This is a genomic window from Tepidiforma sp. (genome assembly GCF_034432735.1).
GTDB lineage: Bacteria > Chloroflexota > Dehalococcoidia > Tepidiformales > Tepidiformaceae > Tepidiforma.
In genome coordinates this window covers 1-19,967 of record NZ_DAOUBJ010000020.1, presented here as the reverse complement: position 1 = coordinate 19,967, position 19,967 = coordinate 1, and the positions used below count along the sequence as shown (strand labels likewise).

Genomic DNA, 19,967 nt, shown 5'->3' with positions numbered 1-19,967 from the left:
GGTAGTCACGCTGCCGCTGCGGGAGGCATCCGGCTCGGGCGCATCGAACGACTTCGCTTTGAGGGTGACGACGGCTGGGGCGTTCCGGAAGGAGACGACGGCGCGCGCGTTGCCGCCGTAGCAGGAGCGGATGGCGTGTACCTTGCCGTCGTAGCTGACGTCGACGGTCTCCATCGAGACGGCCGTGCCGTGGGCGAAGGCGAGCAGGGGGCCGAGGTCGCGGCCCAGCGCCGTCTGGCCCATCAGCACGATGTCGGCGCCGGACTGCTGGAGCGCGGCCTGGACGGCCGGTAGGTAGACCTCGGCGAGGGCACCCGCGAGGGCGGGATTGGTCGCGACGATGGCGGCATCGGCGCCAAGGGCGATGAGCTCCTTGCCGAGCGCTTCGTTGCCGGCGACGAAGGCGGTGACGCTGCCAGCGCCTTCGCCGGCGAGTTTGCGGGCAGCGCCAAGGAGCTCGCCCGAGATCGGGGCCAGCGCCCCTTCGTTGGCTTCTGCGATGACCAGGATTCCTGCCATGGTGCGTGCTCCTCCTTTAGATCAGCTTGGCGGCCCGAAGCTTCTGGACGAGGTTGCGGGCCTTCTCTTCGGGCGTCTCGCCTTCGATGATCTCCACCACGTTTTCGACGCGCGGCACGTAGAGCGCTTCGAGCTCGAGGACGCGATTCTCCTTGCCCATCTCGCCCGCAATGCCGAGGTCGTTCGCGTTCCAGACCTGCACGGTCTTCTTGGCGGCGAGCATGATCTGGCGAAGCTGTGGGTAACGTGGCTCGCCGAACTCGTTCGATACCGAGACGACCGCGGGCAAGGGCGTCTCGACCGTCTGGAAGCCATCCTCGAGCACGCGCTCGACCTTCAGGCCGCCATCGACCTTCTCGATCGCCTTGGCGACGGTGACGGCCGGGACACCGAGGAGCTGGGCGATGCCGAGGGGAACGACGCCCATGTCCCAGTCGGCGGCGGCGCGCCCGGTGAGGACCAAATCGGCGCCACCGAGCTTCTGGATGGCCGCGACCAGCGCCTTCGCGGTCTGGAAGTTATCGATATCCTCGAATTCCGGCCCGGTGAGGAGGATGCCCTCATCGGCACCCATGGCGAGGGCGTGCTTGATCGCATCGCGGGCCGATTCCGGGCCGAGGCTGATGACGGTGACTTTGCCGCTGCCGGCTGCTTCCTTCAGCCGGAGGGCCGCCTCGGTGGCTTGCGGGTCGTACGGGTTGACGACCGGAGCGATGCCCTGGGCGGGGATCACCTTCTTGGCGGCCTCATCGACCTTGAACGATGCGGCCGGCGTCTCGGGATCGGGGATTTGCTTGACACAGACGACGATGTTCACGCGGCGTTCCTTGCCTCCTGCGCGTTGCCGGACCTCGTGCGGGGGAGCGGGCCGGGGCGATTCCTGCAGTGAATTGGGGGCAAACCCGGTGCAATGTACCACACGCGAAAAGATTGTGAAATATCGCACCAACGCTGGTCGGTCAGCCAGCAGGGCCTCCGGGCAGAAACATGAACGTCATCGTTCGGTCATCTGTTCGAAACGGCGCTGAAATGGGCGAGAAACCCCACCCACCTACCGTTGCCGTCAACCGGCGAGGGGAGCCCGCGGGGCCCCGGGTACCGCTCGCCGGACATTCGAGGTGTCACAGCGCACCGGAACGAACGGGGGTTCATGCGAATGGAGAAGCGCACATGGCTGCGCAGGTTGCACCGGCCGCTCGGCATGCTCGGCGGCGCGCTCCTGGCGATGGCGGCGATTTCCGCGGCCGCCGCTCAGGAGCCCACGGCCGAGGAGCAGGTGGCCGACCTCATCTCGGCGCTGAATGCGGCCTGGCTGCTCGTGGCCGGCTCGTTGGTCTTCTTCATGCAGGCGGGCTTCGCCATGCTCACGGGCGGCTTCGTCCGCTCCAAGAACACGGCGAACATCCTCATGAAGAACATGATCGATGCCTGCGTCGGCGGTCTCCTCTTCTGGGCCATCGGCTACGGGCTCGCCTACGGCACATCCGATTCGGCCAACGGCTTCATCGGCTGGGGCAGCTTTTTCTTCAACGATTACGCCGGGTTCGCTGGGTGGTTCTTCCAGTACGCCTTCGCGGCGGCCGCGGCCACGATCGTGGCAGGCTCGCTCGCCGAGCGGCTGAAATTCAGCGCCTACCTGATCTATACCGTCGTCATCAGCGGGTTCATCTACCCGGTCGTCGTTCACTGGGCCTGGGATGTGAACGGCTGGATGTCGGCCTTCAACGAGGACCCGTTCCTCGCGAGCGGCTACATCGACTTCGCGGGCTCGGGCGTCGTCCACATGGTGGGCGGCTGGGCCGGGCTCGTGGGTGCGGCGCTCCTGGGACCGCGCCTCGGCAAGTACGGCCCTGGTAAGCAGGTAAACGCCATCCCCGGCCACAACATCAGCATCGCCTCCTTGGGGATGTTCATCCTCTGGTTCGGCTGGTACGGCTTCAACCCGGGCTCGACGCTGGCCCTCACGGGCGGTGCCTACGAGCTCGCCGCCAAGGTGGCCGTCAACACCACGTTGGCCGCCTGTGCCGGCGGCGTAGCGGCCATCCTGTACTCGAGGATTCTCACGACCCGCTACGACCCCGGCCTCCTCATCAACGGAGTCCTCGCTGGCCTCGTCGGCATCACGGCGGGCTGTGCCACCGTCGACCCGTGGGCGGCCGTCGTCATCGGGGCCATCGCCTCCCTGGTGATGTATGGCGCCATCCTGCTCCTCGATGCCGTGAAAATCGACGACCCGGTCGGTGCCTTCCCGGTCCACGGCGCCGGCGGCCTCTGGGGCGTCCTCGCCGTCGGTCTCTTCTCGAGCGAGACGGGCCTCACGCAGGCCAACTATAGCGACCCATCGAAATACGGCTTGCTCCTCGGCGGCGGGTTCGAGCAGTTCGCTGCGCAGCTCATCGGCGCTGCCGCCATCATCGCCTGGGTGGTCGTGACCGCGTTCATCCTCTTCTTCGCCATCAAGGTCACCATCGGCCTCCGCGTCTCGGCGGAGGAGGAGGAGAAGGGGCTCGACCTGTTCGAACACGGGCTCGATTCGTACCCCGACTTCGGCCCAACGGGCCCCGGCATCTTCAGCCCGGGCAGCTAATGGCGAGCTAAGCTCTCCGCGGGGCCGGCGGTGCCCGCCCCGCGGCCACTCCCAGGAGGTAGGCAGACACTATGAAGCGCATCGACGCGATCATCCGGCCCTCTCGGCTCCCCTTCGTCCGCGAGGCGCTCGAGGAGCTTGGCTACGGCGGCATGACGGTCGCCGAGGTGAAGGGCCACGGCAAGCAGCGCGGCATCACCGAGCAGTGGCGCGGCCGCGAGTACAAGGTCGAGTACCTCTCCAAGGCGTGGGTCCTCGTGGTGGTGAACGACCAAGACCTCGACCGCGTCGTCAACGCCATCGTCGAAAACGCCCGCACCGGTGAAATCGGCGATGGGAAGATCTTCGTCTCCGACGTCCTCGACGTGATCCGCGTGCGGACGAACGAACGGGGTTCCGCCGCCGTCTGAGCGGGTCCGGAATGCCCCCTGCGGCCGGGCGATGCTGGCATCGCCCGGCCGCTTCGTGCCGAGCTGGGGAAACGCGCCCGTAACATCCGCGCAAATTGCACGAAACGGGGGCGGGCCAGAATCGGGGGACGATGCAGGCCCTGACGATGCGGACGCGGGGAGGGGAGGCGACGCGGTGCCAGCGCTGACGTTCGAGCCGTTCCGGCGGCGGGTGGAGCAGCTGCGCACGGCGTGGGCGGAGCGACGAGCGCTCCGGGGCATCGCCGGCGCCCACGACCGCGCCTCCCAGCTCGAGCTCCTGCGCACCCTCCACGCCTGGGCCAGCGAGGCCGCCGCCGAGATCCACGCCGTCTATGGCCCCAGCCTCGCCGTCCAGGTGAGCCCGCTCCCGGCCGGCGACGAGGCCACGGCCTTCACCGTCAACCTCGCCCGCGATTACACCCTCGCCTTCGCCCTCGTCGAACGAAGCCGCACGCCGGCCGAGCGGTGGCACATCGCCGTCACGATGACGACGGGCGGCCCGCGCGGAGCGAGCGTCGCGGCCGGCCCGGAGCGCCGCAACGGGCAGTGGTCCAGGGCCCGGGTCGAAGACCTCCTTCTCTCGCTCCTCGGCGCCTACGAACGGGACCGCTCGAGCGATGCCGAGCCGCCCACCCGGCGGGGCCGCTAACCGGGCCGGCGCCTTTCTCTGGGCGGCGGCTCCTCCCGCCCCATGAGCCGGCGGGCGATCCGTGCGGCGCCCTCGCGATCGCCCGGGGCGAGCTCCCCATCGAGCACCATCGCTCCGAGCTGCCGCTTGACGACGCCCACCCACGGGCCGGGTGGCCTATCGAACATCCGCACCAGGTCGTCGCCCGTGAGCGGGCTCTCCCCACGGATCGCCTCCGCCTCCTCCGCTTCGGCGCGTTCGCAGGCCTGCTCGAGGGCGTCGTGGTAGGGAGCGTCGTCGTAGGTGTGGCTGGCGTTGTCGGCCCGCTTCAGCGCGAGGAGGTCGCGCCAGTGGCCGCCGAGCTTCGCCATGAACCGCCGGACGGCGCGCCGGTCGCTCGGCTCGGGGCGCTCCATGTGCCGCCGGACGAGGAGCACCACGACGTGGGCATCGGCGCGGCCGAAGCGGAGCCGTTCGAGCAGCGCCTCGGCCAGCTCGGCGCCGACGACTTCGTGCCGATAGAAGCCCCACTCGCCGTTCGGCTTCCGGTGGCGAACAGCCGGCTTGCCGAGATCGTGCAGGAGCGCAGCCCAGCGGCGCAGGCGGTGCGTCTCCGGGGTGGTGGCGATGGCAGCGACGGTCGCCAGGCTGTGCCCCCACACGTCGAAGCGGTGAAAGCGGTTCTGCTCGCAGCCCACCATCGGGACGAGCTCGGGCAAGGCGACGGGCAGGGCGCCCACCTCGCGCAGGGCCTCCAGCCCGGCTGCGGGGGCCTTCCCTTGGAGCAGCTTGTCGAGCTCGGCCGTCACCCGCTCCTGCGAGAGGGTGGCGATGAGGGGCGCCGTCGCCCGCATCCCGGCTGCCGTCGCCGGGTCCAACCGGAAGCCGAGCTGGCTCACGAACCGCACGCCGCGCAGGATGCGCAAGGGGTCCTCGCGGAAGCGCGCAGCCGGCTCGCCGACGGCCCGAACGATCCCGGCGCGCAGGTCGGCTTCGCCGCCGTAGCGGTCGAGCCACTCGCCCGTGTGGGCGTTTTCCGCGAAGGCCGTGATGGTGAAATCGCGCCGGGCGAGGTCCTCCTCGATGCTCCGCCCGAAGGTCACCTCCGGCCAGCGGCTGCCGTCACGGTAGCTATCGCCGCGGAAGGTGGTGATCTCCACCCAGTCGCCATCGACGAGGACACCGACGGTGCCGAATCGCTTGCCGACGGTGGAGACGCGCGCGCCGAGCCCACGCGCGATCTCCTCGATTTCGTCGGGGAGGGCATCGGTCGCGTAGTCGATATCGTGCGAAGCGATCCCGAGGAGGCGGTCGCGGAGCGCCCCACCCACCAACCAGAGTTGGCGGCCGCGGCGGCGAAAAGCCTCGCGAAGCGCTTCGTGCGTGACCATCTCCGAGGCCGATTGTCCGCGGCACGGGCCGGGGCTGTCGAACGTGGGCCACATCGGGGAAAACCCTGAGTGCGGGCCTGCCCGTCGGGGCGCTACGCTACGTACAGGCCGCCATGGGCCCCGGCGCGCCAGCTACGGGGGGGACAACCCGGCAGGGCCCGGGCAGGATTCGCGTGACGGATGTCACTTCCGTAGGCAGCGCTCCCGATTCCCAGCAGCGCCTCGCCGCGCTCGCCTTCGAGTACGAGCAGTTCCGCTACCACCTCCCCGAGGGGCTCATCGAATTGGAGCTTCCCTCGACTCGGGTGGCCTACCTCAACCGCCTCGCCGAAGTGCTCCTCGGCTACACGCTCGAGGACCTCCTCGCCGGCGTCTACGGCCCGCAACTCGTCGACCGGGAGAGCTGGGAGCGGCTCGGGGCCATCCTCGAGCGCGACCTCGCGGCATCGACGCGGCGCGGTCAGCCCTACGAGCGCCGGCCCGGCCAACAGCTCCATCGCGTCATCGCCATCCGCAAGGACGGCGGCCCCTTCCCGGCCGAGGTGCAAGGCTCCTACATCCTCGACGAGCGGGGCGTCCCGACCGGGGTGCGCCTGCTCTTCCGCGACGTCAGCGAGCGTGCCGCGCGCGAAAGCGAGCATGCCCGCCTCGCCGCCATCGTCGCCTCGGCCCAGGATGCGATCGTCAGCCGCGACCTCGACGGTCGCATCCTGAGCTGGAATGCCGGTGCCGAGCGGCTCTACGGCTGGACGGCCGCCGAGATGATCGGCCGCACGGCGGATGTCCTCGCGCCACCAGGGGCGGAGGGGGAGGTCGCCGAGCTCACCACCCGCGTCGCGCAGGGCGAGGCGCTCCACCTCGTCACCAAACGCCGGCGGCGCGATGGTACCGTCTTCGATGCGGAACTCGCCCTCTTCCCCGTTCGCAACGCCGACGGCACGGTCGTCGCCATCGGCGGCATCGCGCGCGACGTCAGCGAAACGCTGCGCACGCGCCAGGAGCTGGAGCGAACGAACCGGCTGCTCGCCGCGCTCACCCGCGCGCAGAGCGACTTCATCCGCGAGGGCGACGCCTCCGACGTTTTCCGTGCGCTGCTCGAGCTCCTCATCGAACTCACGGAGAGCGAGTACGGCTTCATCGGAGAGGTGCTGCGGCGGCCCGATGGCACCCCCTACCTGGTGATGCACGGGCTCGTGATCTCGGCCGTATCGGAGTTCGCCGAGTTTGCGCAGCCCTACCTCGCGAACGATTACGTCTTCGACAACTTCGGAACGCTCTTCGGGCACACCCTCCGCACCGGCGAACCCGTCATCGCGAACGAGGTCGCGAGCGACCCGCGCGCCGGTGGCACGCCCCCCGGCCACCCGCCCCTCCGCCACTACCTCGGCGTGCCCATCGAGAGCCGCGGCGAGCTCGTGGGGATGGTCGGGCTCGCGAATCGCCCCGGCGGCTACAGCGAGGCGGCCATCGCCTTCCTCCGCCCCCTCCTGACCACCTGCGCGACGCTCATCGAAGCGGTCCGTTCGGAACGCCAACGGCGCGAAGAAGAGGCCCGGTTGGCCGCCGCGCTGGACCGCTCGGAGCTGACGCTCTGGGAATGGGACCTGCGCGACGACACCTTCTTCGGATTCGCGGGCGGCGCCGCTGGCATGCCCGAGGGGCGGGCGCCCGTCGCACGGTGGCTGGAGTGTGTCCATCCGCTCGACCGTGCGGCTGTCCGCGCCGCCTTCGAAGCGCACGCCCGCGGGGAGACGGAGCGGCTGGAGATCGAGCACCGGTACGTGGCCCCCGGGGGCACCATCGGCTGGGCGCTGACGCGGGGCCGCGTGATCGAACGGGGGCCAAGCGGGGTGCCGCTCCGGGTAGCCGGCACCATCCTCGATATCAGCCGCCGAAAGGAGGCCGAGCTCGATCGCGAGCGGCTGGAACTTTTGGTGCGGCAGGCGCAGAAGCTCGAGAGCCTCGGCGTGCTCGCCGGCGGCGTCGCCCACGATTTCAACAACCTCCTCACGGCCGTGCTCGGCAACCTCTACCTCCTTCGTCAGGCACTCCCGCCCGACCGGACCCTGCAGGAACTCGCCGACGACGCCCGCCACGCGGCCGAGCGCGGCGCCGAACTCGTCCGGCGGCTGCTCGCCTTCGGCCGGCCGGAGGTCGAACGGGCCGAGCTGGTAGACCTGGATGCCCTCATCGCCGAGGCGGCCGCCCTCGCCCGCCCAATGGTCGAGCCGCGCGTACGGTTGATCGTGCGCCGGGGGCGCGGCCAGGCGCGCGTCCTCGGTTCGGCGGTCGCGCTCGAACAGGTGCTGGTGAACCTGTTCGTGAATGCCCGCGATGCGATGCCAGAGGGCGGCGTGATCACCGTCACCCGTTCGCTCACGGAGCTAGGCACGCGCCGCCGGTGGGCACCACCGGAGCTCCCCCGCGGCCCCTATCACGTCATCGCCGTGCGCGATACGGGTACCGGGATCCCGCCGGATATCCTCGAAAAGATCTTCGACCCCTTCTTCACGACCAAGCCGGTGGGGCGGGGTTCGGGGCTCGGCCTGCCCACCGCGCTCGCCATCGCCCGGGCACACGGCGGCTGGCTTTCGGCCGAGAGCACCCCCGGCCGGGGGAGCACCTTCCGCCTGCTGCTGCCCGCGGCGAGCGATGGGCCGACCGGCTGAACGCCGGCGGGACGGCTGCTACCCTTCGCCCATGCGCATCGGCCTGATCTCCGATACCCACATCCCCGAGGCCCGCTACGAACTCTGGCCGCAGGTCTTCGATGCCTTCCGCGGCGTCGATGCCATCCTCCACGCGGGCGACATCCACGACCTCGTCGTGATCGACCAGCTCCACGACATCGCACCGACGTGGGCAGCGCGCGGAAACGGCGAAGATGGCTCGGGTGGCCGGCCCATCCAGCCTGGTCACCCCCGCCTGCGCGAATCCTGGCTGCTCGAATTCGATGGGTTGAAGGTCGGGCTCGTGCACGACGTCCCCATCCCTGAGTATCCGCCCCACCTGACGCTCGAGCGGGCGCTGAAGCGCTACTTCGGGACCACCGCTCTCGACGTCCTCGTCTACGGAGATACCCACGTCGAGGCGATCGACACGATCGGCGGCATCCTTTGCGTGAATCCGGGTTCGCCGACGTATCCGCACAACCTCGAGACCCAGTACGGCACGATCGGCTTCCTCGAAATCAGCGGCGGCCGGGCGGAGGCCACCATCTGGCAGATCACCGACGACGGCATCGAGCCGTTCGATTGGAAGCGATGGAAGCGCCCGTGGTGAGCGACCGGCTCAGGCGACGGGCGAGCTCTTGACGAGGATGACGGGCAGCCCAGCACGCCGGACCACGCCGAGGGCGGTGCTGCCCGCCACGAGGTGACGCTGCGCGCTATGGCCGTGGGTGGCGCTGGCGATGGCGTGGGCGCCGACGGCGGCCGCCGTTTCGATGATGGCCGTGTCGATCCCCGCCCCAGGCGGGACGACCGGGATGCGATAGTCGACCTCGACCCCCGCCGGGAGGCGCGGTCGAAGCGCTTCGAGCCCCGGCAAGGTCCGCGCCTTGGCCTGCGCTTCCGTTTCCTGCGCGCGGATGACGGCGACTTCGCAGAGCGTGACACGGAAGCGGCCCGGCAAAAGGAGCGGCGCGATCGCCGGGAAGACGCTCCGCGCATCGGGCGAGCCGTCCGTCGTCACCAGCAGGTGGTATGGGCCTTCTCCCGCCGGTACGGGCGGGCAATCGGTGAGCGTCATGACGGGGACCGTGCCGGCGCCGACGACACCCATGGCGACGCTGCCGAAGACCGCGTGGCGGATCGCTCCGGCCCCGCGGGATTCGATGGCGATCACCGCGGCACCACGCTCGGCGGCGGCCCGCAGAATGGCCGCCGGGACATCCTCGCCCCAGCGCCGTTCGATGACGAGCGGCTCACCGGCGACACCCCGCGCGGCCAGCGCCTCCCGCAGCACAGCCTCCCAGGCGGCGCGGACATCGGCGACGGCGGCCTCGAGCCGCTCGGCGACCACCCCGGCGGCATCGGCCCGGGGGTCGAGCACCCGCCCGAGGATGACGGTCGCGTCGAGCGCCGCCGCGAGGCGGGCCGCGTGCGGCAGGATGCAGAGGGAGCGGTCCGAGCCATCGGTCGTCACGAGCACGTTCATGTCGAGGGATTGTAGGGCGCGTGGCGGTACCGCGTTCGGTGAGTGACGGGTAGGCTAGGGGTATGGAGGAGTTGGCGCCGCGGTTGGCGGCCCGCGCCGTCATCATCGACGAGGGCGGGCGCACGCTTCTCTTCCGCATCCACGCCCCTCGCGACCCTTCTCGCGTCTTCTGGATCACGCCCGGCGGCGGGCTCGAACCGGGCGAAGACGATCTCGACGCCCTCCGCCGCGAGCTCTTCGAGGAGACGGGCCTGGCGGCCGTCGAGATCGGCCCCTGCGTGTGGGTCCGCGACCAGGCGTTCCCCTGGGGCGACCGGCTCATCCGCCAGCGCGAACGCTACTACCTGGTCCGCTGCCCCGCCTTCCAGGTCGACACCTCCCGGCATCTCGCGGATGAGCGGGACCTCCTGCGGGGCTTCCGTTGGTTCACCCTCGAGGAGCTCGCGCAGTGGCCAGAGCGGCTCGTGCCGGCGAACTTCGCCGAGCTCTTCGGCGCCCTCGTGGCGGGGCGGCTGCCCCCCGAGCCGGTGCAGATCGGCCGCTAGGTTCGCCCGCAAGGCACGCAGCGAAGCGCGGTGCTCCTTTCGCAGCGACGCCCCACGGACGAAGATACCGAACATGAAGCACGTTCGGTTCGCGACGCTGGTCGCCCTGCTTGCGGCGGCCGCCTTCCTCGCGGGCTGCCGCGACGGCGGTGGCGATGCGGCACCGACCGCCGAGCCCACCGCGCCGAGCGAGGCCTCGGCCCTAGCTCCGAGCCCGACGCCCACGCCCAGCCCGCAGCCCACCCTGCGCGGCACGCCCGGCTGCGGCCGCGCGCTTCCCGCCGACCTGAAGCCGGGCGAGACGGTGAGCCGCGTCATCCAGTCCGCCAACCGGACGCGGACCTATCTCGCCTACGTCCCGCCCGCTGCCGGGCCGGCCTCGGCGCCGATGGCGCTCGTTCTCAATTTCCACGGCTACGGCAGCAACGGCGCCCAACAGCACATCTACGCCGGGCTGGTGCCCATCGCCGAGCGGGAGGGGTTCGTCGTCGTGAGCCCGAACGGGCTGGACAACGCGTGGCTCCTGACGGCGGGGCTCGACGACATCCAGTTCGTCCGCGACCTCGTAGCAACGCTCGGCCAGGAGCTCTGCCTCGACCCGGCGCGCGTCTACGCCACCGGCATGTCGAACGGTGGGTTCATGTCGACAACGCTCGCCTGCCGGGCGGGCGACCTCGTGGCGGCGATCGCACCGGTCGCGGGCGAATCCTCCCCGGGGCCAGCGTGTGGGAGCCGCGCGGTCCCGATGATCGTCTTCCACGGCACGGGCGATGCCGTCGTCCCCTACCAGCCCGGCCCCATCCAGGCGGGCGTCTTCACCGGCACGCCGTTCGCCGGGGTGGCGAGCGTGCTCCGCGCCTGGGCCGACCGCAACGGCTGCAGCGCTGGAGAACCGGTCGAGACGCGCGTCGCCGACGACGTCGTCGCGGTGGAGTACCAGGACTGCACGGCACCGGTCGTGCACTACCGGATCGAAGGCGGCGGCCACACCTGGCCGGGCGCCGTGGCCGTGCCTCGGCTCGGCAAGACGACCACGTCGATCAGCGCGAGCGAGGTGATGTGGGCGTTCTTCGTCGAACACCCGCTGCGGCCCTAGGTCGGCAACCGGCCTAGCCGTAGACCGGACGGCCGGAGGCTGGGCCGGCGCCCCGAGCCTGGCGGAGGTCGGCGGCGGCCTGCGTGGCGAGGGCGCCGACATCCCCCGAGACGGTGATCATCTGGTAGCCGGCGGCGGCGTGCTTGGCGGCAAGGGCCGCATTGGCGTGGATGCCCGCGACGATGCCACGTTCGCGGCAGGCCCCGGCGATGCGCAGGCGCGCCTCCTCGAATGGCCCCTCGTTGTCCATCCGGGGCGGGAGCCCGAGCGTGATGCTCAGATCGGCAGGCCCGACGTAGACCGCATCGATACCCGGGACGGCGAGGATCTCGTCGAGTCGCTCCAGCGCCTGGCGGGTCTCGATCATCGGGATGCAGGCGATTTCGTGGTTGGCGCCCGCAAAATAGTCCGCCCCGGCGTAGTAGGCCGCCCGCGTCGGGCCATAGCTGCGGTAGCCCGCCGGATAGTAGCGGCAGGCGCCCACGGCGGCCCGCGCCTCCTCCGGGCTGTTGACCATCGGAACGATGACGCCCATCGCGCCGGCATCGAGCACCTTGCCGATGATGCCCGGTTCGTTCCACGGCACGCGGACGAAGGGGATCGTGGGCGTCCCGCCGATGACCTGGAGCATGGCGACCGCCGCCGGGTAATCGACGACGCCATGCTGCATATCGATGCAGAGCCAATCGAAACCTTGGTTTGCCATCACCTCGGCGGTGAAGGTATTGGCGAAGGAGAGCCACCCGCCATAGGCCACCTCGCCGGCGGCCCAGCGCTGCTTCACGGTGTTCACGCGCATCTGCGGGCTCCCCTATCTGGTCCGCGCCGCGAGCACAGCCGGGTTCACGCACGAAGGGGGCGTGCGCCCGGTGAGCACGGCAACGAGATTGCGAACGGCCAGGTCGCGCATCGCCGCACGGGTTTCGACGGTGGCCGACCCGATGTGTGGCAGGACGATGACGTTTTCCAGGGCGAGGAGCGGCTCATCGGGGGCGGGCGGTTCCGGGTCGAGCACGTCGAGGGCGGCGCCGGCGATGCGCCCCTCGCGCAGGGCGGCGGTGAGTGCAGCCTGGTCGACCACCTGCCCGCGCGAGGTGTTGATCAGCCACGCGGTGGGCTTCATCCGTTCGAGTTCGCGCGCGCCGATGAGGTGGTGGGTCGAAGGGTCGAGGTTCACATGGAGCGAGACCACGTCGGCGCGCTCGAGCAGCTCGTCGAGCGGGAGCGGAACGCACGCTTCGAGCCCTTCGACCGGCGCACTGACAAGGTCGTGGTAGACCACCTCCATGCCGAAGGCGCGGGCCCGTTGGGCGACCGCCTGCCCGATGCGCCCGAAGCCGACGATGCCGAGCACCTTGCCGGCCAGGTCCCATCCGAGCGGCGGCGGAGGCTCGCGCCGCGCCCAGCCGCCCCGCGCGTAGGTGGCGTTCGCGAACAAGCGCCGGGCGATGGCCAGGACCAGCGCCATCGTGAGGTCGGCGACGGCGCCGCTGAGGACGCCGGGGGTGTTGCAGACGGCGATCCCCCGGGCCGTGGCCGCTGCGAGGTCGACGTTGTTGTAGCCCACGCCGAAATTGGAGATGACGCGCAGGTTGGGCGCCGTTTGGAGGACGGTGGCCGGCAACGGGAAGAGCGCGCTGCAGAGGATCCCCTCGGCCCGTGGGAGCGCCTCGGCCACGGCTGCCGGGTCGCCACCCGTCACGAGTGGATGGACGCTCCGGCGGAGGTCTTCGAGGAGCCCGGCCGGGAGGTCGATGGCGATGACGGCGAGCGGCTTCGACATCGGCGAAAGGCTACTCCGTCGCCGCAATCGCTGCTACCCCGTGCTACCCCCGTCGTCCCTCAGCGCGTCAGGTCGAGGACGAGCGTATCCGGGCCGACGAAGCCGAGGTTGGCGTAGAGCGCCACGATGCGAGCGTCTTTCGGCACCTCGAAGCTGACCCATCCACGCACCCGCCGCCCCTGCTGCAGCTCCGTCGAGCCCAGCGCAGGCTCCCGGCCGAAAAAGGCGGGATCGAACACGTACCCATCCTGCGATTGCACGCTAAAGTTGAAGCTGTTCACGGTCACCGACCGCTTGGCCGCCTCCACGCTCACATCGAAGGCGATGAACCGCTTGCCCTCCTCCGCCGGCGCATCGATGCGGGCCGGGTCTTCGACGGTGTGCACGGTCACGATCGCGTCGCCCGCCTCGACGGACTCGCCGAGCCGCGGCCCCGAACCGAGCGGAACGGCAGTGCCCGTCGCCGATGGCCCCCCGCCGCCCATGTCGCCGAGCAGCCCGCTGCAATCGGCGAGCACCCAGCGGCCGCTCTCCCACTTCCACGGTTGGAATTCGGCCTGCCCGCCCATCTCCGCCTGCCCTTTGGGTGCGCGCAGGTCGATGGCCACGTCGGCGCCGTCGGGCGTGAAGTTGCGGATCTCGACGCCCTCGACCTCGAAGTCCTTCATCTTCACACCGAAGAACGCCTCGACGATCGTGAAGGCCTGGCGTGCTTGCGTGGAAAACTGGTCGAGACTGACCTGATCGCGGCACTCCTTGGCGACGGCGCGGTACGCGGTTTCGAAGTCACCTTCCAGGAGCGCGCGGGCGGACGACTCGGCGGCCTTGCGAAGCCCCGCTTCGGTTCGGGCATCCCCATCGTCGCCGCAGCCCGCGAAGGCGACCACGATCGCCCCGAACAGCGCCAAAGGGAGCAAGCGGAAGCGCAGCATGGGCTACCCCCGGGTGAAATCGGGCGGAGTGTAGCACCGAAACATTGGTTCGGCCGGCAACCATCGGGCGTCGCAGCCCCCCGCCGGCGCCCGCTCGCGAAGGTGGCTCGTTCGCGCCCTGCCACGGAGCGAGGGGAGGGAGGAGTGGTCGGGGTGACAGGATTTGAACCTGTGGCCTCTGCGACCCGAACGCAGCGCTCTTCCAGGCTGAGCTACACCCCGGGCACGCCCCAGCATACCAGCGAATAGTGGTTGGAGGTAGGCGGTTGGGCCACGGCCTCGGCAGCGCTCGTCGCCGCCACTCCTCCGGGGGCGTCCGTGTCGGACCTTCTGGCTCGCTCGACGCCGAGCCGCTTCCGGCAGGTTGGCGAAGCGTGTACCTTCGCGGTCACGAATTGCGAAGGGCGTTCGGCCCAGGAGGTTGGCACGCGATGAAGTTCGAGGATGTGAAAACGATCGGCTGCCTTGGCGGCGGGGTGATGGGCGGCGGCATCGCCCAGGTGTTCGCCGTCGCCGGCTACGAGGTGGTGGTCCGCGATATCGACGAGGCGGCGATCGCCAGAACCCGCCACGCCATCGAGGATGGAAAGTGGGGCGTCAAGCGGGCGGTCGAGCGCGGCAAGCTCGCCTTCGACGATGCCCTGGCCGCGATGGCGCGCATCCGTTACACCACCGAACTCGCCCCCCTCGCCGACTGCGACGTGATCATCGAGGCGATCCCCGAGAACCTCGAACTGAAACAGAAGGTCTTCGCGGAACTCGACGAGGTCATCGATCCGGACGCCATCTTCGCGTCGAACACGAGCGGTTTCTGCATTCAGGAGCTGGCGCGCGACGTCTCCGCGGGGCGCAAAGAGCGCTTCCTGGGGATGCACTTCTCGAATCCCGTGAGCGTCATGCGGATGTGCGAGGTGGTCTGGACCCCGCAGAACAGCCCCGAGGTGATCGAGACGGCGCGGCGGCTGGCCGAGGCCGCCGGGAAGGAGGTCTCGCTCGTGCGGGACACGCCGGGGACGTACGGCTTCATCCTGAATCGCGTCTTCGCTGCCGCCGCGCGCGAGGCGCGAGCGATCGTCGAGGCGGGAATCGCCACCCGCGAAGATGTCGACCGGGCGATGATCACGGGGCGCAACTGGCCCTCCGGCTTCTTCGGCGGCCGCGGCGGCATCGGCAAGGAGTGGTAGCCCGCTAGCCGGCGATGGGCACCTGCAACTCGGCGAGCAGCTGCCGCACCCGCCCTTCGATATCGGCGACGATCCGCTCGACGACTTCGCGCGGCTGGCCCGCGGGATCCGCCACATCCCAATCGAGGTACCGCTTCCCGGGGTAGATCGGGCAGGCATCGCCGCAGCCCATCGTGATCACGACGTCGGCGGCCCGGACTACCTCGTCGCTCAGCGGCTTGGGAAACGCCTCCGCAAGGTCGATCCCCCGTTCGTTCAGGATCGCCACGACCGCCGGATTGATCTGGTCCGCAGGGTCGGAACCGGCCGAGCGGACGTTGACGGCGCCCCCGCTCAGGTGGGCGGTGAGCGCTGCGGCCACCTGCGAGCGGCCGGCGTTGTGAACGCAGACGTAGAGGACTTCGGGCCGGTCTTTCGGCGAGAGCCCCTCCGCCTGGGCGAGCGCCCGCAGCCGCTCGCGGGTGTAGCGGTGGACGAAGACAGGCACGAAGTCGAGCACCCGCGCGCGCCTTCGCACCGCCTCGAACGATTCGTCGACGTACCGCGCGATCGTCTCCACCGAGAAAATCCCAGCGAACTCGTGGGCGAGCGCTTCGACCTCGCGCGCGATGTGCTGGCGAAGTTCGGCCTCTTCGGCAGGGTTCAGCTGGGGTGCGCCCATCGACGTCGGCTCCTGAGCGTGGTGACCTCGGTGCGGCGTCGCGAGCACCGCACGCATGCTGCGCCCGTGGCCGGCACCTCGAAGCGCCAGACTCCCACGGCTCGGTTAACCGGAAGTTAGCGGGCAGCGACGCCGCGCGCCTGTCGTACCATGACGGCGGTGATCACGCGCGACGACCTCGTGAAGTACGTGGTGAACGTCCAGGCGCGGACGTTCGAAGCCTTCGAACGGCTCGAAGACCGACACCTGCCGTGGCGGCCAGCACCGGGCGAGTACTCCGTGGCCGAGCTGGCCTTGCACATCGTGGCCGCCCGGCGCATGAACCTCGAGGCGATCGCCGGCGGCGAACTGCGCTACCCGGGGCACGAGCCGCCACCGGGACTCACAGCGGCTCGCCTCCGCGCGCAGTGCCTGCGCAGCGGCAAGAAGACGGTCGCCGTCCTCGCCACCGCCGACCTCGAGCGAGTGATTGGCAACCTGGCTGGCGACCCCTTCCCCGCGTGGAAGCGGGTGCTCGGTGGGCTCGTCGAACACGAAGTGCACCACCGAAGCCAGCTCTGCTCCTACCTCGCTGCCCTCGGCGCCGAACCGCCGCCACTCTTCGGCCTGCGGGTAGAGGATCTGCCGCGGTGAGGGTGCGCGGCGCCCCCGCCCGCTCGCTCAGCGGGATGGGCTCGCGGGCGGGCGCCGGGCGTATCGCCAGGCAGCCAGCGACGCCAGGGAGGCGAGCGCCGCAGCGCCGAGAAAGGCAGCTTGCGCGCCCCAGCGGGCTGTGACGGTGCCCCCGATGGCCGGTCCGAAAGCGAGCGCGAGCCCACTCAGCGCCACCGAAAGCCCGATGAGCGTCCCCCGGTGCGATTCGGGCGCCAGGTCCATCACCGCCGCGTTCCAAGCTGGGACCGTGAGCACGTTGCCGGCGAACACGAGCACCGCCGCCGCCATCGCCACTGGCAGGCTGGACGTGGCCGCCAGGACGAGCAGCCCAGCCACCAGGCAGAGCTGCCCCGCCGCGAAGGGCTTCCAGCGTCCGAATCGGTCGGCCATGTGGCCCGCCGGGACGTAGAGGAGCGCGCCGACCGCAACCGCCGGCACCAGGGCCAACGTGAGGCGCGAAAAGGAGACGCCGAGCACCGTTTCGCCGTAGGGCCGGATCGCCGGGACGAGCATGGCGAGGGCGATGCTCGCGAGGAGGATGAGCCCGCTCAGGGCGGCGACCCGGCGGTGGAGCAGCTCGCGCAGCGGCGGCCGCGGCGGGCCCGCGACGGCCCGAAAGAGCGAGCCACCACGATAGCTCGGGATGCCGAGGAGCGCGGCAACGAAGGCGAGCGCAACCGCCCCCGCTGCTCCACCGAAGAGCTCCCGCCCGCCCGCGTGATCCACCAGGAAGGCGCCAGCCAGCGCCCCCACGCCGAAGCCGGCAAGCTGGGCAAGGTTGAGAAAGCCGATGACCTTGCCGCGGCGATCGATCGGGTAGAGGTCGGCCGCGATGGCATAGGTCGCCGGCCAGAGGAAAGCGGTGGCAGCGCCGAGCAGCGCGGAGAAGGCGAGATAGGCGCCTGCCGCGCGAACCGCGAACATCAGGCCGATCGCCGGGAGCATCAGGAGGAAGCCGAGCAGGAGCCCGGCGCGCCGCTCGACCCGGTCGGCGATGGCGCCCGTCGGCGTTTCGAGGAGGAAGCGGGCCGCACCATAGGCGCCCAGAAGGTAGCCGCCCCAGGCATCGGAGGTGCCGAGCTCGCGGGGCACCCACTCCTGAAAGACGGCGAAAAGGACGATGCCGAGCGCCGCCTGCACGAGCAGGATCGCGAGCGCGAGGGGCAGCGGATAGCTCCCAAAGCCGGGCGGGAGGCCGCCATCCATCTGCTCCGAGCCTACGCGGTCGGCGGCGAACGGACGAACCTCTTCGCGGCGCCTCAGGGGATGCCCGCCTCCGCCCGGACGACGGCCATGATCGCCCGCGCCGCTCGTTCACCCCCGGCCCGCACGAGGTGGACACCATCCGGATGGCGCATCTCCTTCACCACCCCGTCGTCGTCCGCCAGGTACACCGCGTAGCCACCGGAGGGCGATTGGAAGAGCGGCCAAAGGTCGATGAACTGTACCCAGGGGCGCTTCGCAGCCTCCTCGCGGTAGATGGCGTTCAATTCGGCCATCCGCTGGCTGAACTCCGCGCTCCGCATGATCGGCTGGCCCACCCAGAGCACGAGGCGGTTGCCCCCACCGAGGAGATCCATCACGCCGGCGACCCGACGGCGGTATTCGGCCGACCACCCTGGCTCGCCCGGCTGGAAGATCTGGCCATCGGGGGTCTTGATGCCCTGAGAATCGTTCGCCCCGAACATCACGACGAACACCTCGTAGCCCCCGGAACGAACGAGCTGATCGAAATGGCCGGGCCAGTCGAAGAAGTCCGGCCGGGTGAGGCCGCTGGAGAGCTGCGGGTCGTGCGTGACCGTCACGAGCCCCGTCTCCGAGGCTTGGCGAACGAGCGCCTCCCCGAGGACTTTGGCCATCGAGTCGCCGCCCATCCAGACGCGCAGCGGCTCCGCTGCCGTCGGCGTGCGGAGGCGAGGACGGGGCTGGGGCGTGGGCGTCGGGTTCGGCGCGGGCGTCCCCTTGCCAGGGGTGGCGGTATGGCCGGCCGGGGGCGGCTCGCCGGGCGGGGGAACGTCATCGGGGCTCGCGGGTAGCTCGAACAAGTCCGAATCGGAGTGCCCGAGCGCACGATCGAGGAGGTTGCGCGGCTCGTCGAGGAAGAGCAGCCGGCTGACCGTGGCGAACGGCTTCCAGATGGCCAGCCAGAAATCCCGTTCGCGGCCGTAGGGCATCGACGCTGCGCCCTGCTCGAGGGCGGGGGCATTCAGGAGCACGGCGAGCAACATGCCGCCGACCATCACCCCGAAGACGCGGCGCGGCCGAGCACCGAGCCGCTGGCGGGGGCCGGGGCGGGTCGCATCAGCCATCGGACGGGGCACCTCCGCGGCCCGGCGCGGGCCTCAGAACTGGAAGTAGATGAACGGCGCAACGCCCTCGGGGCCGAGCGCGTCGATGAGCACGAGCGCCACCGCCAGCATAGCCGCCTGCGCGGCAGGCGCGAGTTCAGAAAACGTCAGCTCGAACCGACGAACGAGTTCGCGCGGCAAGAACTGGGCGGCGACGGCACCAGCGATCACCACGACCAGGAGCGGCGTCACGGCGGGCGAGGGCTCGCCCCAGCCGGTGGCGATGCGGGTGATCACCCCCCAGGCCGCCCCGAACGTCTCCGCGCGGAAGAAGATCCAGGCGAAACACACGACGTGGAAGGTGACGGCCCAGCCGGCCACCTTCGCCGCCGTGCCGTGGAACCACCGATTACGAGCGCGGACTTCCCGTTCGAGGACGAGCCAGCCACCGTGGATGCCACCCCACGCGACGAACGTCCAAGCCGCGCCGTGCCAGAGCCCGCCGAGCAGCATCGTCAGGAAGAGGTTGCGGTAGGTGAACCACTTCGAGCCCCGGTTGCCGCCGAGCGGAATGTAGAGGTAATCGCGCAGCCAGCGCGAGAGCGTCATGTGCCAGCGCCGCCAGAAGTCCTGCAGCGACCACGCCCGGTAGGGCTGGTCGAAGTTCTGCGGGAACTGGATGCCGAGGAGGAGTGCGCAGCCGATCGCGATATCGGTGTAGCCGCTGAAGTCGGCAAAAATCTGAATGGCGTAGGCGTAGACGCCGAGCAGGTTCTCGAGGGCGCTGTGCGTCGCCGGGCTGGCAAAGACCGGGTCGGCAATCTCGCCCGCGAGGTAGGTAGAGATCACCACCTTCTTGAACAGCCCGCCGACGATCAGCGTGAAGGCGGGGGCCGCGTCGATGACGCGCTCGCGCAGCGGCTGGCGGATCTGCGGAGCGAACTCGGTGACCCGCACGATCGGCCCGGCCACGAGGTGGGGAAAGAACGAGAGGTAGAGGGCAAAATCGAGCGGCGACATCGGCTCCGCTTGGCTGCGGGCGATATCCACCAGGTAGCTGATCGCGTGAAAGGTGAAGAACGAGATCGCGATGGGCAACGTCACCTGGAG

Annotated in this window: 20 protein-coding genes and 1 tRNA gene; 9 read left to right on the top strand and 12 right to left on the bottom strand. The window is 70.3% G+C overall.

The genetic code is table 11. The features are described from left to right. Together VAE53_RS01570 and VAE53_RS01565 are read right to left on the bottom strand one after the other, a co-directional pair. The coding region (locus VAE53_RS01570) for a hypothetical protein (protein ID WP_322817602.1) at nt 1-519 on the bottom strand (519 nt) is incomplete at its 3' end. A 16-nt stretch (nt 520-535) separates the two neighbouring features. Next, a complete protein-coding gene (locus tag VAE53_RS01565; RefSeq protein WP_322817601.1) occupies nt 536-1,336 on the bottom strand; it encodes an electron transfer flavoprotein subunit beta/FixA family protein in 801 nt (266 codons plus the stop codon). A gap of 339 nt (nt 1,337-1,675) precedes the next feature. Between VAE53_RS01565 and VAE53_RS01560 the strand changes: the two genes are divergently transcribed. The 3 genes from VAE53_RS01560 (at nt 1,676) to VAE53_RS01550 (ending at nt 4,186) form a co-directional block, all read left to right on the top strand. Then, nucleotides 1,676-3,106, top strand: coding sequence for an ammonium transporter (locus VAE53_RS01560; protein WP_322817600.1), 1,431 nt, complete (start codon nt 1,676-1,678; stop codon nt 3,104-3,106). Nucleotides 3,107-3,177: 71 nt separating this feature from the next. After that, nucleotides 3,178-3,516, top strand: coding sequence for a P-II family nitrogen regulator (locus VAE53_RS01555; protein WP_322817599.1), 339 nt, complete (start codon nt 3,178-3,180; stop codon nt 3,514-3,516). Between the two features lie 175 nt (nt 3,517-3,691). After that, nucleotides 3,692-4,186, top strand: coding sequence for a hypothetical protein (locus VAE53_RS01550; RefSeq protein ID WP_322817598.1), 495 nt, complete (start codon nt 3,692-3,694; stop codon nt 4,184-4,186). On the opposite strand, the gene VAE53_RS01545 is transcribed toward VAE53_RS01550, so the two are convergent. Further along, nucleotides 4,183-5,556, bottom strand: coding sequence for an HD domain-containing protein (locus VAE53_RS01545; protein ID WP_322817597.1), 1,374 nt, complete (start codon nt 5,554-5,556; stop codon nt 4,183-4,185). The genes VAE53_RS01550 and VAE53_RS01545 overlap by 4 nt on opposite strands. 173 nt (nt 5,557-5,729) lie before the next feature. Here VAE53_RS01545 and VAE53_RS01540 point away from each other — a divergent pair, with 173 nt between their 5' ends. Continuing rightward, nucleotides 5,730-8,225: a PAS domain S-box protein gene (locus tag VAE53_RS01540; RefSeq protein WP_322817596.1), complete on the top strand. Its 2,496-nt coding sequence runs from the start codon at nt 5,730-5,732 to the stop codon at nt 8,223-8,225. 31 nt (nt 8,226-8,256) lie between these two features. Next, a complete protein-coding gene (locus VAE53_RS01535; RefSeq protein ID WP_322817595.1) occupies nt 8,257-8,838 on the top strand; it encodes a YfcE family phosphodiesterase in 582 nt (193 codons plus the stop codon). Nucleotides 8,839-8,847: 9 nt separating this feature from the next. Here VAE53_RS01535 and VAE53_RS01530 read toward each other — a convergent pair whose 3' ends face one another. After that, nucleotides 8,848-9,714: a universal stress protein gene (locus VAE53_RS01530; RefSeq protein WP_322817594.1), complete on the bottom strand. Its 867-nt coding sequence runs from the start codon at nt 9,712-9,714 to the stop codon at nt 8,848-8,850. Nucleotides 9,715-9,776: 62 nt separating this feature from the next. On the opposite strand from VAE53_RS01530, the gene VAE53_RS01525 reads away from it, so the two are divergent. Then, on the top strand, nt 9,777-10,259 hold the full coding sequence (locus VAE53_RS01525) for an NUDIX domain-containing protein (RefSeq protein WP_322817593.1): 483 nt from the start codon (nt 9,777-9,779) through the stop codon (nt 10,257-10,259). 73 nt (nt 10,260-10,332) lie between these two features. Continuing rightward, on the top strand, nt 10,333-11,355 hold the full coding sequence (locus tag VAE53_RS01520) for a PHB depolymerase family esterase (protein ID WP_322817592.1): 1,023 nt from the start codon (nt 10,333-10,335) through the stop codon (nt 11,353-11,355). Nucleotides 11,356-11,368: 13 nt separating this feature from the next. On the opposite strand, the gene VAE53_RS01515 is transcribed toward VAE53_RS01520, so the two are convergent. The 4 genes from VAE53_RS01515 to VAE53_RS01500 form a co-directional block, all read right to left on the bottom strand. Continuing rightward, complete coding sequence (locus tag VAE53_RS01515) at nt 11,369-12,154, bottom strand: aldolase/citrate lyase family protein (RefSeq protein WP_322817591.1); 786 nt, start codon at nt 12,152-12,154, stop codon at nt 11,369-11,371. A gap of 12 nt (nt 12,155-12,166) precedes the next feature. Then, entirely contained in the window at nt 12,167-13,138 is a 972-nt protein-coding gene (locus tag VAE53_RS01510; RefSeq protein WP_322817590.1) for a D-glycerate dehydrogenase, read from the bottom strand. A gap of 59 nt (nt 13,139-13,197) precedes the next feature. After that, entirely contained in the window at nt 13,198-14,070 is an 873-nt protein-coding gene (locus tag VAE53_RS01505) for a DUF4352 domain-containing protein (RefSeq protein ID WP_322817589.1), read from the bottom strand. A gap of 145 nt (nt 14,071-14,215) precedes the next feature. Further along, nucleotides 14,216-14,292, bottom strand: a tRNA-Pro gene (locus tag VAE53_RS01500). 209 nt (nt 14,293-14,501) lie between these two features. On the opposite strand from VAE53_RS01500, the gene VAE53_RS01495 reads away from it, so the two are divergent. Then, on the top strand, nt 14,502-15,254 hold the full coding sequence (locus VAE53_RS01495) for a 3-hydroxyacyl-CoA dehydrogenase family protein (protein ID WP_322817588.1): 753 nt from the start codon (nt 14,502-14,504) through the stop codon (nt 15,252-15,254). A 4-nt stretch (nt 15,255-15,258) separates the two neighbouring features. Here the strand turns inward: VAE53_RS01495 and VAE53_RS01490 are convergent, their stop codons facing one another. Then, nucleotides 15,259-15,915 carry a three-helix bundle dimerization domain-containing protein gene (locus VAE53_RS01490; protein ID WP_322817587.1) on the bottom strand — a complete coding sequence of 219 codons (657 nt, stop codon included), beginning with the start codon at nt 15,913-15,915 and terminating at the stop codon, nt 15,259-15,261. A 159-nt stretch (nt 15,916-16,074) separates the two neighbouring features. Between VAE53_RS01490 and VAE53_RS01485 the strand changes: the two genes are divergently transcribed. Beyond that, nucleotides 16,075-16,548 carry a DinB family protein gene (locus tag VAE53_RS01485; protein ID WP_322817586.1) on the top strand — a complete coding sequence of 158 codons (474 nt, stop codon included), beginning with the start codon at nt 16,075-16,077 and terminating at the stop codon, nt 16,546-16,548. Nucleotides 16,549-16,575: 27 nt separating this feature from the next. On the opposite strand, the gene VAE53_RS01480 is transcribed toward VAE53_RS01485, so the two are convergent. The 3 genes from VAE53_RS01480 to VAE53_RS01470 form a co-directional block, all read right to left on the bottom strand. Further along, nucleotides 16,576-17,775 (bottom strand): MFS transporter, encoded by a 1,200-nt coding sequence (locus VAE53_RS01480; protein WP_322817585.1) that lies wholly within the window; start codon nt 17,773-17,775, stop codon nt 16,576-16,578. A gap of 53 nt (nt 17,776-17,828) precedes the next feature. After that, nucleotides 17,829-18,878, bottom strand: a complete 1,050-nt coding sequence (locus VAE53_RS01475) for a DUF459 domain-containing protein (RefSeq protein ID WP_322817584.1) — start codon at nt 18,876-18,878, stop codon at nt 17,829-17,831. A 33-nt stretch (nt 18,879-18,911) separates the two neighbouring features. Beyond that, the coding region (locus VAE53_RS01470; protein ID WP_322817583.1) for an MBOAT family O-acyltransferase at nt 18,912-19,967 on the bottom strand (1,056 nt) is incomplete at its 5' end.